This is a genomic window from Lentibacter algarum, assembly GCF_040580765.1.
GTDB lineage: Bacteria > Pseudomonadota > Alphaproteobacteria > Rhodobacterales > Rhodobacteraceae > Lentibacter > Lentibacter algarum.
The window spans coordinates 326351-341091 of the sequence record NZ_CP158687.1; the positions used below are offsets into that span (position 1 = coordinate 326351).

A 14741-nucleotide genomic window follows, 5' to 3' on the forward strand; every position below is an offset into this window, starting at 1 on the left:
GTCTTGGAGCATCAGAAACCATATTCTGAGCTCAGAGACAATATTGCCGCTTGCGTCAAAGAGACGCTTTTTTGATTTAGATCAAGAAAATACGCCCCGAGCCAGACAGGAAAAATCATGACAAACGCGCCGTTTCGCCCTTTTGAGACAGAAGTAGACGAGGGAAAGGCCCTTAATTTGCTGGAAAAAGCATGCGCTGGAGCAGAGGATGGTGAGCTTTTTCTGGAGCGCTCCAAGTCTGAAGCGCTTGTTTTGGATGATGGGCGTGTCAAGACGGCTAGTTTTGATACATCTCAAGGTTTTGGGTTGCGCGCCGTGCTTGGTGAGGTCGCTGGCTACGCGCATTCGACTGAAATTAGCGAAGCCGCGATGACTCGCGCAGTTGAGACAGCGCGTTTGGCCGTAGGTGCAGGAGGCGGCACTATGGCGGTCGGGCCGAAAGGCACAAACACGCGGCTGTATGAGGCGATTGACCCCATCGAGAGTGCGGGCTTCTCTGCCAAACTCGATATTTTGAAAGAGATCGACGCCTATGCCCGCGCGCTTGATCCGCGGGTGGTGCAAGTGACGGCCTCAGTGTCTGCCACGTATCAAGAAGTTGAAATTCTGCGAGTCGGTGGGCAAAGGCTCACCGACGTTCGGCCAATGACACGGCTGAATGTTGGTGTGATCGTCGAACGGGACGGTCGGCGAGAAAGCGGCTCGGCGGGCGGCGGCGGGCGAGCTGGGCTGACGGGGCTTTTGGAGCCGAGTAATTGGCAGGCCAATGCACGAGAAGCGCTTCGAATTGCGGTTGTCAATCTGGAGGCGGTGCCTGCGCCTGCCGGGCAGATGGATATCGTTCTTGGACCGGGGTGGCCCGGTATCTTGCTGCATGAAGCGATTGGCCATGGGCTTGAGGGTGACTTTAATCGCAAGGGCAGCTCTGCATTTGCGGGGCTCATGGGCCAACAGATCGCCGCGAAAGGCGTGACTGTGCTTGACGATGGAACCATTCCCGATCGGCGCGGTTCAATCACGATTGACGACGAAGGCACGCCCTCGGCCAAGAACACACTGATCGAAGACGGTGTTTTGGTCGGCTATATGCAGGACCGACAGAACGCACGTTTGATGGGGGTTGAGCCCACAGGCAACGGACGCCGAGAGAGCTTTCAGCACGCTCCAATGCCACGGATGACAAACACCTACATGATGGGGGGGGAGGCTGCGCCCGAAGACATCGTTGCGGACTTGAAGGATGGCATATGGGCTGTGGGCTTTGGCGGCGGGCAGGTCGATATCACGAATGGGAAGTTTGTGTTCTCCTGCACCGAGGCTTACCGCGTCAGAAACGGCAAAGTCATGGAGCCTGTGAAAGGCGCCACGCTGATTGGCGACGGAGCAACTGCGCTCAAGAACATCCGCGCTCTGGGCAACGACATGGCGCTCGACCCGGGCATGGGCAACTGCGGCAAGGCTGGCCAGTGGGTTCCTGTTGGTGTTGGGCAACCCACTGTCATGATTGGTGGTTTAACAGTGGGTGGCTCTGCGACTTAAGATTTAGAGCCCTTCAAATGCACAGAGCGCCATGACGTCCATACCCATGGCTTCAAGGCGCTTGCGGCCGCCAAGGTCAGGCAGGTCAATCACGAAAGCGCAGCTGATAATTTCGCCGCCCAACCGCTCGATGAGTTTGATACCAGCTTCGGCTGTGCCGCCTGTGGCGAGAAGGTCGTCGACCACAAGAATTTTCTCGCCAGCTTGAATGGCATCATCATGAATTTCGACAATCGCTTCGCCGTATTCGAGAGTGTATTCCTCCGAGATTACCGCGCCAGGGAGCTTGCCTTTCTTGCGGACTGGGACAAAGCCGACGGAGAGCTGATGGGCGATGGCGCCACCTAGAATAAAGCCGCGAGCTTCTAGGCCAACAACCTTGTCGATTTGCATTCCTGCGTAGGGGTGCAACATCTGGTCAATCGCCATGCGAAACCCGCGCGGGTCGGCAAAGAGTGTCGTGACATCGCGAAAGAGAATGCCCTCATGGGGGAAATCAACAATGGTGCGGATGTAGTCTTTGACGGTTTTCATGTTGTTCCTTAGGGGCTTGTGCGTTTGAGAGTGGCGGTGAAGAGGCCCATGGCGATAAGCGTTGCGCCGCCTGTTCGGGTCATCCAAACAAGAGCCTTGGGCTGAGAAAAGAAGCTGCGGAGACGATCCGCGAGGAGCGCATAGGCCAATGCGTTGAGCGTGGCAAGGGTCACGAAGGTGGCGATCAGGACGCTGACTTGCGGCAGAAATGCCGCTTCGTGGCGGATAAACTGGGGCACGAAAGCGATAAAGAAGGCGATGCTCTTGGGATTGAGTGCTGTGACTGCGGCTGCATGGGCAAACACGCCGCGCGGCGTGACGCTTTGGGCCGCGTCGGGGAGGGCGATGCTCTCTTCTTTTGCGGACAGCAGAAGCTTTGTACCCAAGTAAATCAGATAGATCGCGCCGACCCATTTGAGCGCTGTGAACGCGGTGGCCGAGGCTAGAACCAGCGCGCCAAGGCCTGCAAGCGAGGCCGACATGGCAACGAGATCGCCCAGAGCAACGCCCGCTGCAGAGGCGATGGCGACGGAGCGGCCCTTGGAGATGGCGTAGCTCATCACAAGAAGGATCGTCGGACCGGGGATCATTAAGAGCACCGATGAGGCGATGACGAAAGCGATCCATGTTTCGAATGTCATAATGGCAGTAATCTCTTAACAAAGTTTAACGGCGCGGTACGAGCCTAGCAGGGGCACGCCTATGCGCAACTTATTTTGGCGGGTAATGCTGTTTGAGGGCGGTCTTGTCTTGCGCGCCCAAACGGGTAACGCGATTGCCGTCTTGGGAGAGTACCGAGACACCCACGTAAGCGGGGCTTTTGATATCGGTCATGAGGCCGAGGGCTTGGGTGAGCTCTTCGAGAATGACTCCTTCGTAGGAAGCAATCCCAAGCGTTGTGGACACTACAATAGCGGCGGCGAGGATTTCGCCTTTGGCGACGTTTGCCTGCATGCGGGTTGTTGCTCCGCCAAGGCGCGCGCCGTCGACCGATGAAAGACCCGTTCCTTGGATCGGCTCGCCGCGCGCTTGATCGAGGAAAAAGAGCCGTATGTCGGCGACTGTTTTGATGTCGGTTCTGGCGAGGGAAATAGCTGCGCCAGAGCCGTTTAGTTCCTTGATTGCAAGGTTAATAGCGGCCTCGGCGCGCTTGGCTTTGCCGCCGAGATAGGCCTCGGGCAAGGGTGCGACCCAGAGCCTGAGGGGGCGCTCCACTTGCCAGCGCACGAGTGGTTTCTGGCAGGGCTGATCGGGCGGGGCGGCGCAGGCGACGAGGCGGTAAAAATCAGCGTCCGACAGCGGGCCTTGGGCTGCGATGTGGTCTTGTGCCTGGGCGGCGCTGGCCAGCAGTAAAAAGGCCAGCGCGGTCTTCACAGGATACGGCCTGCAACGGCGTCGAGCTTGGCCATGAGTGCAGGGTCGCGGACGTCTGGCGCGGTCAGGATTGCGTATTCAAGCGCGCGGTCGCAACCGTGTGGACAGGCCTCGCGGGCGGCTCCGAGGAGGGCGGGAAGGCGAGACACCAGCGCGCGGCCTTTTTCGGCGTTGCCCATCAAAGTTTTAATGATTTCAGTGACATCAACTTCGCCATGCTCCGGATGCCAACTGTCATAATCGGTGATCATGGCGACAGAGGCGTAGCAAAGCTCGGCTTCGCGTGCGAGCTTTGCTTCAGGCATATTGGTCATGCCGATGACATCAGCCCCCCAGCTTTCGCGGTACATTTTGCTCTCTGCCAACGTGGAGAATTGCGGGCCTTCCATGGCGAGATATGTGCCGCCATTGTGGACCTTGATCCCTGCGTCTTGGGCGGCCTCAAGGCAGGCGGCGGACAGGCGCGGACAGGTCGGATGGGCGACCGAAACATGGGCGACACAGCCTGTTCCGAAGAAGGATTTCTCCCGCGCGAATGTGCGGTCAATGAATTGATCTACAACGACAAAATCTCCCGGCGCCATTTCTTCCCGAAAGCTGCCACAGGCGGAAACCGAGATTACATCGGTGACACCGAGGCGCTTTAAGGCGTCTATATTGGCACGGTAGGGAACGGTGCTGGGCGAATGGACATGGCCGCGACCGTGGCGAGGGAGAAATGCCATTTTGACCCCCTCGAGCACGCCTGTCAAAACTGCATCAGAAGGCTTTCCCCAAGGGGTCTCGACCTCTTGCCAGCTGGCGTTCTCCAGCCCGTCGATTTGATAGATGCCGGACCCACCGATGACGCCAATAACAGTTTCGCTCATGCTTTTCTCCCATAGGTTTTCGAGGCTATTTGTGGCCCGTGAGTGGCGCAAAGGCAAGGCAGCGTGCGCTGACTTAACGCGGGTGTGATGGGCAAAACAGGGGGGGTGAAAAGCGTGCACAACCCGTGCACAACCCGTGCACCGAGCAAATCGACTTTTGGCGCGGGGCGAATCGTTAACCTTTGGGCTCTCTGACACAAAAAAAACTATGCCGCGGTGCAACGTGGCATAGAGGCGTCTTGTCTGGGGGCTGGCTATTTTCGGCGTGGCGCGTTAGGGCGCGAGACGAAAAGCGAACCCGAATGATGACCCGAATAGGACAGATGATATGAAACGCGCCCTTATGGCTGCCTTTGCCAACCGCCTTGCCATGCCCGATCTGCGGCTTATGCCCGACGAGCCATGGAGCGTATCGCGGATGCGCATCGAGCTATTGGCAGGCCTGACTGTGGCGCTTGCGCTGGTGCCTGAGGCGGTTGCGTTTGCGTTTGTTGCGGGGGTTCATCCTCTGGTCGGGCTATATGCAGCCTTTCTTGTCGGTCTTATCACAGCTGTGTTTGGCGGCCGTCCAGGAATGATCTCTGGTGCGACGGGCGCACTGGCGGTTGTTATGGTTGCGCTGGTTGCGCAGCACGGCGTTGAATATCTTTTTGCGACGGTCGTTTTGATGGGGCTGTTGCAGCTCTTTGCGGGTGCGATGCACTGGGGAAAGTTTATCCGCCTTGTGCCGCATCCTGTAATGCTGGGCTTTGTGAATGGCCTCGCGATCGTTATTTTCCTGGCACAAATGACGCAATTTAAAGTGCCTGGTTCGATGGAGAACACAGGCCACGGCATGAGCGGGGGCGAGTGGCTCACGGGTGTGCCTTTGATGATGATGTTGTCTCTTGTGGCCCTGACCATGGCGATTATCTGGGTGATGCCCAAGGTGACGCGATTTGTGCCTGCGCCTTTGGCTGGTATCGGAATTGTTGCGATTTTGGTGATTGTGTTGGGGCTTGATGTCCCGCGTGTCGGCGATCTGGCCTCAATCAAGGGCGGCTTTCCGAGCTTCCACAATCCGTTTGGCACGGGTGAGGGGCTATACGGGACCGCACTTGCGCCGCTCAATATGGAAACGTTTTACATCATTCTGCCTTATGCCGTTATTCTGGCGGCGATTGGCCTGATCGAGAGCTTGCTGACCCTCAACCTCGTGGGCGAAATTACTGGCAAGCGTGGTGGCGCGTCTCAAGAATGTATGGCGCAGGGTGCGGCCAATGTTGTGACCGGCTTTTTCGGCGGTATGGGCGGCTGTGCGATGATCGGGCAGAGCATGATCAACGTGAAGTCTGGCGGGCGCACGCGTATCGCGGGGATTGCGGCGGCGCTGTTTCTTTTGACCTTCATTATGTTTGCCTCTCCGCTGATTGAGCAGATCCCGCTCGCAGCGCTTGTTGGCGTGATGTTTATGGTTGTGATCGGGACGTTTGCTTGGAACTCGCTCACAATCCTGCGGCGCGTGCCACTCAACGATGCTTTCGTTACTGTTTTGGTGACGATTGTGACTGTGGCTTATGATCTTGCGATTGCGGTTGTTGTGGGGGTGATTGTCTCGGCGCTGGCTTATGCGTGGAACAATGCGAGCCGTATTCATGCTGTGACGCGCGAGTCGACCACGGACGAGGGTGCGAAAGTCTATGAAATTCAGGGACCGCTGTTTTTTGGCTCCAGCGACGGGTTTGCCGAGATTTTTGAAGTGGAAACAGATCCTGATCTTGTCATTGTGGACTTTAAGGAAAGCCGCGTTGTCGATCAGTCAGCTTTGCAGGCGATTGAGGCTTTGGCCGCGCGCTATGAGGCAGCGGGCAAGCAGATCCGCTTGCGTCACTTGAGCCGCGATTGCCACAAGCTTCTCAATAAGGCCGGTCATCTTATGGTCGATAGTGACGATGACCCTGATTATGAGCTGGCTGTCGATTATGATGTGCAGACGGGCATTCTGGAAAGCGGTCACTGATCGTCCTGACTCGCGTGGATGTCGTGGATGTTGACATCAAAGACCAAAATCTACGCGCTGTCGGTTTGACATCATCTGCAAGACTGGCAGAGTGCGCGCAATCAACGCGAGGGGAAGCGATATGAAACAGCGCGAATTGGGCCGTACTGGGATTTCTGTCAGCGAGATGTGCCTTGGCACGATGACGTTTGGAACGCAGACGAGCGAGGCCGACAGTCATGCGCAGATGGATATGGCACTCGCTCATGGTGTGCAGTTCTGGGACTGCGCAGAGATGTATCCTGTGAACCCCTTGAGCCGCGAGACGCAGGGCGATGCAGAGCGCATTCTCGGCAATTGGTTTGAGACGACGGGGCGGCGCAACGAAGTTGTATTGGCGACGAAACACTCGGGCGAGGGCTATATGAATGTGCGCGATGGCGCGCCGATCACTGCTGAGACGATTCCTACCGCGATTGAGGGCAGCCTTGCGCGGCTCAAGACGGATGTGATTGATCTCTACCAGTTTCACTGGCCCAACCGTGGCTCTTATATGTTTCGCAAAAACTGGACGTTTGACCCCAGCGGGCAGAACCGTGCCGAGACGATTGCCCATATGGAAGACGCGCTGGGCGCGCTTCAGAAAGAAGTCGAACGCGGGACGATCCGCGCCTTTGGCCTCTCCAACGAGAGCGCTTGGGGGACGTGCCAGTGGCTGAATGTGGCTGAGAGAATGGGCGGGCCGCGTGTCGCATCTGTGCAGAACGAATATTCGCTGCTCTGCCGTTTGTATGACACCGACATGGCGGAGATGAGTCTGAACGAGAACGTCGGCTTGCTCGCCTTTTCGCCGCTGGCAGCAGGATTTTTAAGTGGGAAGTATCAGGGCGGGCAGGTGCCTGATGCGTCGCGGATGAGCCTTGTTCCAGAGATGGGCGGGCGCGTGACACCGCGTGTGCTTGATGCCGTAGAGGCATATTTGGCAATTGCGGCGCGCCACGAACTTGACCCCGTTCATATGGCGCTGGCTTGGACGCTGGCGCGGCCCTTTGTGGGCAGCTCGATTTTCGGGGCGACGACTGTAGCTCAGCTTGAACATGCCTTGGGTGCTGCGGATGTGAGCCTGTCAGGCGAGGTTCTGGCGGAGATCGATGCGGCGCATAAGGCGCATCCGATGCCTTTTTGAGGGCGCTGCCCCCAGACCCGAGGGATATTTTGAGAAAGCGGACGCAGCTGTTCAGCGCTCTTGGCGCAGGGCGCGCAGGGAGCGGCCGTGGGCTTTGCTGAAGGCGCGGGCGAAGCTGGCTTGGGAGGCAAAGCCTGTGGCCAGAGCGATGTCTTGCACGGGCAGGGACGTATCGAGCGCGAGGCGGTGGGCCTCTGAAAGGCGCAGCGCGAGGTAGGTGGCTTTCGGGCTTTGGCCGAGGGCCGCTTTGAAGCGCAACTCCAGCACGCGCGGCGAAAGCGAGAGCTGTGTTGCCAGTGCTGCGATGCTTAGGGGTGTTTCGACATGGGCCTGCATCAGCGCGAGGGCGCGAGCGACGGCTGGATGATGACGTGCGAGGCTTTGGCGGCTGGCGGGGTTTTGCGGCAAATCGGCGGGCTGGGAGGGGTCATGCAGGAACGCGCCTGCAACCTCTTGGGCAAGGCGCGCACCAAAGCGCTCCTCGATCAGCCGCAGCATCATATCAAGGCCGGGCATGGCTGCGCCTGCTGTGGCGAACTTGCCAGACTGAACGAAGCGGTGTGGCAAAGTCTCGACCGCGTCAAAGCGGGTGGCGAAATGCTCCAGATCTTCCCAGTGGGCTGTGGCGCTCTGACCATCGAGCAGGCCCGCGCTGGCGAGGAGCCAGCTTGCGCCATCAATCGCGGCGATCTGGCCTGCATGAGGCGCGAGGCGCCGCAGGGCCGCGAGAAGTTGTGGCGTGGCATGGGCGTCAAGATTAAAGCCAGCCACGATGATGAGGAGATCGCAGCTTTCCAGTGCGGCGAGAGGTAGCCCCTGAACTTCTATACCAGAGGTGAGCTTGGCGGCGGACTCTGTGGGCGTCACAAAGCGCCAAGAAAACAAGGTGCGGCCTGCGCGGCGGTTGGCGGCGCGCAGCGGGTCAACGGCAGCGGCGAAGCTGAGTGTGTTGCTGTCACTTAGGACGAGCACTGCTGTGTCAATCGCTTTTGGTGATATTTTTTCGGATATTGCCATATTATTTTCGTAAAAGATCAAAAGAGCCAATGCAAGTGCGGTGATACTTTGAGCAACACGCCATGCAGAAGAGGATTCGCAGATGCCACTGACTATGAACAAAGAGGTTTTTATCACTTGTGCCGTGACAGGCTCAGGCGGCACCCAAGACCGCAGCCCACATGTGCCGCGCTCGCCCAAGGAGATTGCCGAGAGCGCGATCAAAGCGGCAAAAGCAGGCGCGGCTGTGGTGCATTGCCATGTGCGTGACCCTGAGACAGGCAAGCCGAGCCGCGACTTGAAGCTTTACCGCGAGCTGACAGACCGTGTGCGCGAGTCTGATACAGACGTTGTGCTCAATCTCACGGCGGGTATGGGCGGAGATATGATCTTTGGCAGCTCCGAAGCGCCTTTCCCGCTTGCTGAGGGAACAGACATGGTCGGTGCGACTGAGCGTGTTGCGCATATTGCGGAATGCCTCCCTGAGATCTGTACGCTGGATTGCGGCACGATGAACTTTGCCGAGGCCGATTATGTGATGACCAATACGCCGGGTATGCTGACGGCGATGGGTACGATGATGACAAAGCTCGGGGTCAAGCCAGAGATCGAGGCGTTTGATACAGGACATCTTTGGTATGCCAAGCAGCTTGTTGCGGACGGCGTTCTGGAGCCTGATGCGCTGGTGCAGCTTTGCATGGGCGTGCCTTGGGGCGCACCTGACGATCTCAACACCTTTATGGCGATGGTCAACAATGTGCCTGACAACTGGACCTTCAGCGCCTTTGCGCTGGGGCGCAACCAGATGGCGTATGTCGCCGCTTCTGTACTGGCGGGTGGCAATGTGCGGGTCGGGCTTGAGGACAACCTCTGGCTGGATAAGGGCGTCTTGGCCGAGAACTACCAGCTTGTAGAGCGTGCCGTTACGATCATTGAAAACATGGGCGCGAAAGTGATTGGGCCTGAGGCCGTGCGTGAGAAGCTCAAGCTGACAAAGCAAGCGCCAAAGGGATGATGCGCCGCTGGCTCATGGCGGCCACTGTGGCGTTGGCGGGGTGTGCGCCCGTGCCAGAGGCGGCCTCTGTGAGCTATCGCGATAGCGCGGCGAGAATCTCGTCGACGCTGCGGTTTGAGCTGGTGCGGTTTCAGGGTGATTGGGTTGTCCGAGCGTCCTATCCGACAGATGTTTTGCAGCGTGTGACGATCAACGCTGTGAGTCAGACGCGGTTTATCTGGCGTGCGGATGGTCGCGAGAGTCAGGGGGAGGTGACCGGTCCGGGGCGCTTTAGGCTTGAAGGAACGAGCGAGGAATACTGGGTGCTTTGGGTGGATGAAGGGTTTCGCACTGCTGCGATTGGGACGCCCGACGGGAGCTTCGGCCTTATCCTTGATCGCAAGCCGCGCGGGGGGGCTGATCGCATGGTGGCGGCGCGGGAGATGCTCGATTTCAATGGCTATGACGTGAGCCAGATCGCGCTGCGACAGTGAGGTGGACCGAGATGAGGACTATAAAGAGGGGGCAACGGCCATGAAACGGATTTTTGCAATTGGGGCGGCTGTGCTGACTTTGGTGGCGCTGGCTTCTTGTCAAATGGCGGAAACGTCAGGCGGCGCTGCGGTTGTTGGTGGGCGTTCGCCGCTGTTGGTCGGGCAGGAGTGTGAGGCTGCGGGTGGACGTATGGTTGTGGGGCTTGCGGGGCCGCAATGCGCCAGTGCACAGCCAGATGCTGGTAAGCGTTGCCGCGACAATTCTGAATGCGCTGGATTTTGCTTGGCTGAGACACGGAGTTGTACGCCAGTGACCCCCTATTTTGGCTGCTATGATGTTCTAAACGGCGGCGAGCCCGCAACGATTTGTGTAGATTAACCTTTGAAGGACGAGAAAAGATGAGAAAACAGGCTGCTATCATTGGCGGTGGTGTGATTGGCGGCGGCTGGGCTGCGCGCTTTTTGCTCAATGGATGGGATGTGCGGGTGTTTGACCCTGATCCCGAGGCGGAACGCAAGATTGGCGAAGTGCTCGCCAATGCGCGTCGCTCTCTTCCGGGGCTGGGCAATATGGCGCTGCCTGAAGAGGGGCGCTTGAGTTTTCATGCGGATCTGTCTGAGGCTTGCGCGGGCGCAAGCTGGGTGCAGGAATCTGTGCCTGAACGGCTCGACACAAAGCATAAGGTCTATGCGCAACTGGCCGACTGTGTGGCGGCGGAAGCTGTGATTGGCTCCTCGACCTCGGGCTATAAGCCGAGCGAGCTTCAGGCGGGTATGGCGAATGCGCATCAGATTGTTGTGACGCATCCGTTTAACCCTGTTTATTTGCTGCCCTTGATCGAGCTGGTGAGCACGGAGGCGAACAGCGCCGATGTGATCGCCACGGCGAAAGAGGTCATCTCTGGCATCGGGATGTATCCGCTGCATCTGAAGAAAGAGATTGATGCGCATATTGCTGATCGCTTTCTTGAGGCGGTGTGGCGCGAGGCGCTTTGGCTGATTAACGATGGGATCGCCACGACCGAAGAGATCGACAATGCAATCCGCTATGGCTTTGGTATCCGCTGGGCGCAGATGGGCTTGTTTGAGACCTATCGTGTTGCGGGCGGAGAGGCTGGGATGCGCCACTTTATTGCGCAGTTCGGGCCTTGCCTGAGCTGGCCTTGGACCAAGCTTATGGATGTGCCTGAGTTGACTGATGAGCTTGTCGATGCGATTGCCGATCAGTCTGATGCGCAGTCGGGTATGCATTCGATCCGCGAGCTTGAGCGCATTCGCGACGACAACCTTGTCGGCATGATGCGCGCGCTTGGCGCCAATGACTGGGGCGCGGGCGCCCTTCAGAACGCCCACGACAAAACGCTGCGCGCGGGTGCGGGGATTGTCGGCCATGTGGATGATATCGCGGATCTGAGCCAACCTGTGCTGACGCTGCACCGCGTGGTTCCGCTCGATTGGCTCGATTATAACGGTCATATGACCGAGAGCCGCTATTTACAGGCCTTTGCCGACAGTACCGACCGCTTCATGGAAATGATCGGCTGTGACGCAGACTATATCGCCAGTGGCGGAAGCTATTTTACCGCCGAGACGCATATTCGCCACCTTGATGAAGTTCATGCGGGCGCGAAGATCACGGTGCGCACCCAAGTCATTCTGGGGGAAGGCAAGAAGATGCACCTCTGGCATGAAATGTGTGAGGGTGCGCGGGTCTTGGCGACGGGAGAACATATGCTTTTGCACGTTGATCTTGCGACGCGCCGTGCAGCTCCGCCTGCGGCACAGGTTGAGGCGGCTTTGGTCAAGATTGCGACAGCGCATGCGAGCCTGCCCGCACCTGAGGGGCTTGGCCGCGCCGTTGGAGCGCCACGGTGAAGGTTCTGATCACAGCAGGCGCGTCCGGGATCGGGCGCGCTATGGCCGAAGCTTTTGATGCGGAGGGTGCTGATGTCTGGGTGACAGATGTTGATAAGAAAGCGCTCGCAAATCTTCCTGCGCATTGGGGCGCTGCCGATGTGGATGCCTCTAACGAAGCGGCTATGGCTGATTTCTTTGCCGAGCTTGAAGCTCGCTGGGGCCGCCTTGATGTGCTTTGTGCAAATGCGGGCATTGCTGGGCCGACAGCGCCTGTGGAAGAGATTGCGCTCGCTGATTGGCAACGCTGTGTAAGTGTGAACCTAGAGGGTGCGTTTCTAGCGGCTAGATATGCGACGCCGATCATGAAAACCGCTTTGAGCGGCTCGATTGTACTGACCTCTTCAACGGCGGGGCAGTATGGCTATCCGTTTCGAGCGCCTTATGCGGCGGCAAAATGGGCTGTGATCGGGCTGATGAAGACACTGGCGATGGAACTTGGCCCCTATGGAATCCGCGCCAATGCGATCTGCCCTGGGGCGGTGGAAGGCGAGCGAATGGAGGGCGTCTTGGCGCGTGAAGCGCTCGCCAAGGGGATGACGCGGGACGCAGTCTATCAGGGCTATGCCAGCGGAACATCGATGCGCAGCTTTGTGACGGCTGAGGATGTTGCCAATATGGCGGTGTTCCTTGGCTCGGATAAGGCGCGGCTTGTAAGTGGCCAAGTCATTGCTGTGGACGGGCATACAGAGAACCCTGATCCGAAGGTTTGAGTTTGAATTGGCTTCGCCAATCCGACCTGCTGGGGGCTTTGCCCCCAGACCCCCAGGATATTTGCAGAAAGAGGAAGGATCAGGGGCGGTCTGCGGCGAGGGCGTCGAGGTGATCTGGGAAGTCGCGCGCTGTGATGCGGGCTTCGCGCACGAGAGCGTCAAAATGCTGGGTTAGCGCGGCAACGCGTTCGCGATCGCGGAAGGTAAGATAGTCGCGGCCGACATAGAGGGCTGCGAGGAGCGGACCGAAGACAGTGATCGGGGACGAGAAGAGGCGACGGGCATCGAAAAGGTAAATCCGCAAGCGTGGGTAGAGTTGATCATGCAGTTCTTTGAAGCGGGCAATCTGGGCGCGGCGGGCGTCGAGCGATAGGCCGCGGTAATAGCCTTCGCCATGCACGAAGCTTGCGATTTCATAGAGAGGCAGAGCGATTTCGTAATCTGAAGGGCTTTGGCGAATAAAGGTGAGACGGTCTTCCATTGCGCCAATCGCTTGCTCTGCGGTGCGCCCCAAGTGCGGTGCGTATTCCCAATTTAGCACCTCGCGTGTTTTGAGCATATCTGGCAGCGCGGCAGGGACATGGCGGATTTTGTAGCCGGCAGCCTCTTTGTGCCACTGAAAGATTTGTTCATCAATCATCGCGCGTGGGGCTTCTGTGAGCGTGAGCGAGTTGGCCAGAAGGGCCGCAGCGGTCTCTGGGCGGTCAGACAGGGACAAGAGCCAGTCAGCGGAGACGCCAAGCGCGGCCGCACATTCGCCCACCACTTGCGCATTGGGCAGGCGTGCGCCCTGACCTGACAGGAGCTGCGAGATTGTCGAGCGATCCACGCCGATGTGACGAGCGAGCGCGGCTTGACTTTGGCCTGCCGTGGTCATGGCGCTTGCGAGGCGCTGGCGGAATTGTGCGGCGCGGAGGCGCTTGTCTATTTTATCCTGCATATGGTGATTAATATCACCATTGCTTAGAAATGTTAATCATATTCGGACTGCGCTGTGGCGCGGGGGCTGTGTAACGTTTTTGTGAAGATGACTGGCATTGGAGCAGAGATTGGAAACCCGCAGGCGCACATTGATCAAGGCCGTGTTCTGGAACCTTCTGGGGCTGACTGTGATGAGTCTTGTAGGGTTTGCTGCCACGGGGTCTTTTGCTGTGGGTGGGGCGATGGCACTGGTGAATACGCTGATCGGGTTTGTGATGTATATTGGCTATGAGCGGTTTTGGGCGGGTGTCGCTTGGGGGCGCGCATGAGGATTGCGCGGGTTGAGTGGCCGACGCTTGGGCTCTTGCTCGCGACGTACGGGCTTTGGGCGATTGGGACGACTTGGGCGGCAGAGATATGGCTGCCTTTGGGACTGCTTTGCGTGATGCTGGCGGCGGCAATGCATTCTTCGCTTTGCCATGAGGCGCTGCATGGGCATCCAACGCGGCTCAAATGGCTCAATGAGGCGCTGGTTTTTGCGCAGCTTTCGCTTGTTATTCCTTATGGTCGCTTTCGCGATCTGCATCTTGTTCACCACACGGATGAGAATCTGACGGACCCTTATGATGACCCTGAGAGCAACTATCGCGACCCGAAAGTTTGGGCGGCGATGCCACGCTGGGGGCAGGTTTTGCTTGAGTTCAACAATACGTTGTTGGGGCGCATGTTGGTCGGGCCCGCTGTGGGGCAGTTTTTCTTTATGCGAGAGGATTGGCGTGCGATTGTGGCGGGAGACCGTGCCGCTTTGGTGGCTTGGCTTGTGCATATTCCTGCGGTGGCGCTCGTGATCGGGTGGGCGCTCGTTGTGGGCCAAATGCCGCTCTGGGCTTTATTTTTGGCAACCTATGGGGCCCTATCTCTTCTGAAAATCCGCACCTATCTGGAGCATCGGGCACATGAAGCGTGCCAAGGGCGCACCGTGATTGTCGAAGACCGTGGGCTGCTTGCGCTTTTGTTTTTGAACAACAACTATCATGTGGTGCACCACGAGCGCCCAAGCGTGCCTTGGTATCGTTTGCCAGCGCTGTTCCGCTCTGAGCGAGAGGCGTTTTTGGGCAAAAATGACGGCTATTACTACCGCTCTTACGGGGCTGTGTTTGCAAAGTATTTTCTGCGCGCGAAAGACCCTGTGCCGCATCCGCTCTGGCCAAGCGAGTAGGCCTGCGCCT

Annotated in this window: 16 protein-coding genes; 10 read left to right on the forward strand and 6 right to left on the reverse strand. The window is 58.2% G+C overall.

The window, feature by feature from the left end:
• The first annotated feature begins 117 nt into the window (after positions 1–117).
• Positions 118–1539: a metalloprotease TldD gene (tldD, locus tag DSM117340_RS01515; protein ID WP_089887288.1), complete on the forward strand. Its 1422-nt coding sequence runs from the start codon at positions 118–120 to the stop codon at positions 1537–1539.
• Positions 1540–1542: 3 nt separating this feature from the next.
• On the opposite strand, the gene DSM117340_RS01520 is transcribed toward tldD, so the two are convergent.
• From DSM117340_RS01520 to DSM117340_RS01535, 4 genes are all read right to left on the reverse strand, one after another.
• Entirely contained in the window at positions 1543–2073 is a 531-nt protein-coding gene (locus DSM117340_RS01520; RefSeq protein WP_271437341.1) for an adenine phosphoribosyltransferase, read from the reverse strand.
• A gap of 8 nt (positions 2074–2081) precedes the next feature.
• Positions 2082–2714, reverse strand: coding sequence for a LysE family translocator (locus DSM117340_RS01525; protein ID WP_089887292.1), 633 nt, complete (start codon positions 2712–2714; stop codon positions 2082–2084).
• 70 nt (positions 2715–2784) lie between these two features.
• Positions 2785–3447: a DUF2927 domain-containing protein gene (locus tag DSM117340_RS01530; protein ID WP_177170602.1), complete on the reverse strand. Its 663-nt coding sequence runs from the start codon at positions 3445–3447 to the stop codon at positions 2785–2787.
• On the reverse strand, positions 3444–4316 hold the full coding sequence (locus tag DSM117340_RS01535; RefSeq protein WP_089887296.1) for an S-methyl-5'-thioadenosine phosphorylase: 873 nt from the start codon (positions 4314–4316) through the stop codon (positions 3444–3446). The genes DSM117340_RS01530 and DSM117340_RS01535 overlap by 4 nt, the downstream gene beginning before the upstream one ends.
• Positions 4317–4644: 328 nt before the next feature.
• Between DSM117340_RS01535 and DSM117340_RS01540 the strand changes: the two genes are divergently transcribed.
• On the forward strand, positions 4645–6315 hold the full coding sequence (locus DSM117340_RS01540; protein ID WP_089887298.1) for a SulP family inorganic anion transporter: 1671 nt from the start codon (positions 4645–4647) through the stop codon (positions 6313–6315).
• 121 nt (positions 6316–6436) lie between these two features.
• Entirely contained in the window at positions 6437–7480 is a 1044-nt protein-coding gene (locus DSM117340_RS01545; protein ID WP_089887300.1) for an aldo/keto reductase, read from the forward strand.
• A gap of 51 nt (positions 7481–7531) precedes the next feature.
• Here DSM117340_RS01545 and DSM117340_RS01550 read toward each other — a convergent pair whose 3' ends face one another.
• Complete coding sequence (locus DSM117340_RS01550) at positions 7532–8497, reverse strand: GlxA family transcriptional regulator (protein ID WP_089888870.1); 966 nt, start codon at positions 8495–8497, stop codon at positions 7532–7534.
• Positions 8498–8579: 82 nt separating this feature from the next.
• Here DSM117340_RS01550 and DSM117340_RS01555 point away from each other — a divergent pair, with 82 nt between their 5' ends.
• The 5 genes from DSM117340_RS01555 to DSM117340_RS01575 are packed head-to-tail and all read left to right on the forward strand — an operon-like array spanning position 8580 to position 12591.
• Positions 8580–9491, forward strand: coding sequence for a 3-keto-5-aminohexanoate cleavage protein (locus DSM117340_RS01555; protein WP_089887302.1), 912 nt, complete (start codon positions 8580–8582; stop codon positions 9489–9491).
• A complete protein-coding gene (locus tag DSM117340_RS01560; protein WP_089887304.1) occupies positions 9488–9964 on the forward strand; it encodes a lipocalin family protein in 477 nt (158 codons plus the stop codon). Before DSM117340_RS01555 ends, DSM117340_RS01560 begins: the two co-directional genes overlap by 4 nt.
• Before the next feature lie 40 nt (positions 9965–10004).
• Entirely contained in the window at positions 10005–10343 is a 339-nt protein-coding gene (locus DSM117340_RS01565; RefSeq protein ID WP_089887305.1) for a hypothetical protein, read from the forward strand.
• A 20-nt stretch (positions 10344–10363) separates the two neighbouring features.
• Positions 10364–11839: a carnitine 3-dehydrogenase gene (locus DSM117340_RS01570; protein WP_089887307.1), complete on the forward strand. Its 1476-nt coding sequence runs from the start codon at positions 10364–10366 to the stop codon at positions 11837–11839.
• Positions 11836–12591 (forward strand): SDR family oxidoreductase, encoded by a 756-nt coding sequence (locus DSM117340_RS01575; RefSeq protein WP_089887309.1) that lies wholly within the window; start codon positions 11836–11838, stop codon positions 12589–12591. Before DSM117340_RS01570 ends, DSM117340_RS01575 begins: the two co-directional genes overlap by 4 nt.
• A 79-nt stretch (positions 12592–12670) precedes the next feature.
• Here DSM117340_RS01575 and DSM117340_RS01580 read toward each other — a convergent pair whose 3' ends face one another.
• A complete protein-coding gene (locus DSM117340_RS01580; protein WP_089887311.1) occupies positions 12671–13531 on the reverse strand; it encodes a helix-turn-helix transcriptional regulator in 861 nt (286 codons plus the stop codon).
• Between the two features lie 109 nt (positions 13532–13640).
• On the opposite strand from DSM117340_RS01580, the gene DSM117340_RS01585 reads away from it, so the two are divergent.
• Together DSM117340_RS01585 and DSM117340_RS01590 are read left to right on the forward strand one after the other, a co-directional pair.
• Positions 13641–13841: a DUF2061 domain-containing protein gene (locus DSM117340_RS01585; protein WP_089887312.1), complete on the forward strand. Its 201-nt coding sequence runs from the start codon at positions 13641–13643 to the stop codon at positions 13839–13841.
• Positions 13838–14731 (forward strand): fatty acid desaturase, encoded by an 894-nt coding sequence (locus tag DSM117340_RS01590; RefSeq protein ID WP_089887314.1) that lies wholly within the window; start codon positions 13838–13840, stop codon positions 14729–14731. The genes DSM117340_RS01585 and DSM117340_RS01590 overlap by 4 nt, the downstream gene beginning before the upstream one ends.
• Positions 14732–14741 lie beyond the last annotated feature (10 nt).

What these genes read in the sequence shown, in the direction of transcription:
- DSM117340_RS01525 (WP_089887292.1), bottom strand. Translation starts at nt 2,714, where the DNA reads ATGACATTCGAAACATGGATCGCTTTCGTCATCGCCTCATCGGTGCTC.
- DSM117340_RS01565 (WP_089887305.1), top strand. Translation starts at nt 10,005, where the DNA reads ATGAAACGGATTTTTGCAATTGGGGCGGCTGTGCTGACTTTGGTGGCG.
- DSM117340_RS01570 (WP_089887307.1), top strand. Translation starts at nt 10,364, where the DNA reads ATGAGAAAACAGGCTGCTATCATTGGCGGTGGTGTGATTGGCGGCGGC.
- DSM117340_RS01590 (WP_089887314.1), top strand. Translation starts at nt 13,838, where the DNA reads ATGAGGATTGCGCGGGTTGAGTGGCCGACGCTTGGGCTCTTGCTCGCG.
- DSM117340_RS01560 (WP_089887304.1), top strand. Translation starts at nt 9,488, where the DNA reads ATGATGCGCCGCTGGCTCATGGCGGCCACTGTGGCGTTGGCGGGGTGT.
- DSM117340_RS01550 (WP_089888870.1), bottom strand. Translation starts at nt 8,497, where the DNA reads ATGGCAATATCCGAAAAAATATCACCAAAAGCGATTGACACAGCAGTG.
- DSM117340_RS01545 (WP_089887300.1), top strand. Translation starts at nt 6,437, where the DNA reads ATGAAACAGCGCGAATTGGGCCGTACTGGGATTTCTGTCAGCGAGATG.
- DSM117340_RS01555 (WP_089887302.1), top strand. Translation starts at nt 8,580, where the DNA reads ATGCCACTGACTATGAACAAAGAGGTTTTTATCACTTGTGCCGTGACA.
- DSM117340_RS01535 (WP_089887296.1), bottom strand. Translation starts at nt 4,316, where the DNA reads ATGAGCGAAACTGTTATTGGCGTCATCGGTGGGTCCGGCATCTATCAA.
- tldD (WP_089887288.1), top strand. Translation starts at nt 118, where the DNA reads ATGACAAACGCGCCGTTTCGCCCTTTTGAGACAGAAGTAGACGAGGGA.
- DSM117340_RS01540 (WP_089887298.1), top strand. Translation starts at nt 4,645, where the DNA reads ATGAAACGCGCCCTTATGGCTGCCTTTGCCAACCGCCTTGCCATGCCC.
- DSM117340_RS01520 (WP_271437341.1), bottom strand. Translation starts at nt 2,073, where the DNA reads ATGAAAACCGTCAAAGACTACATCCGCACCATTGTTGATTTCCCCCAT.
- DSM117340_RS01580 (WP_089887311.1), bottom strand. Translation starts at nt 13,531, where the DNA reads ATGCAGGATAAAATAGACAAGCGCCTCCGCGCCGCACAATTCCGCCAG.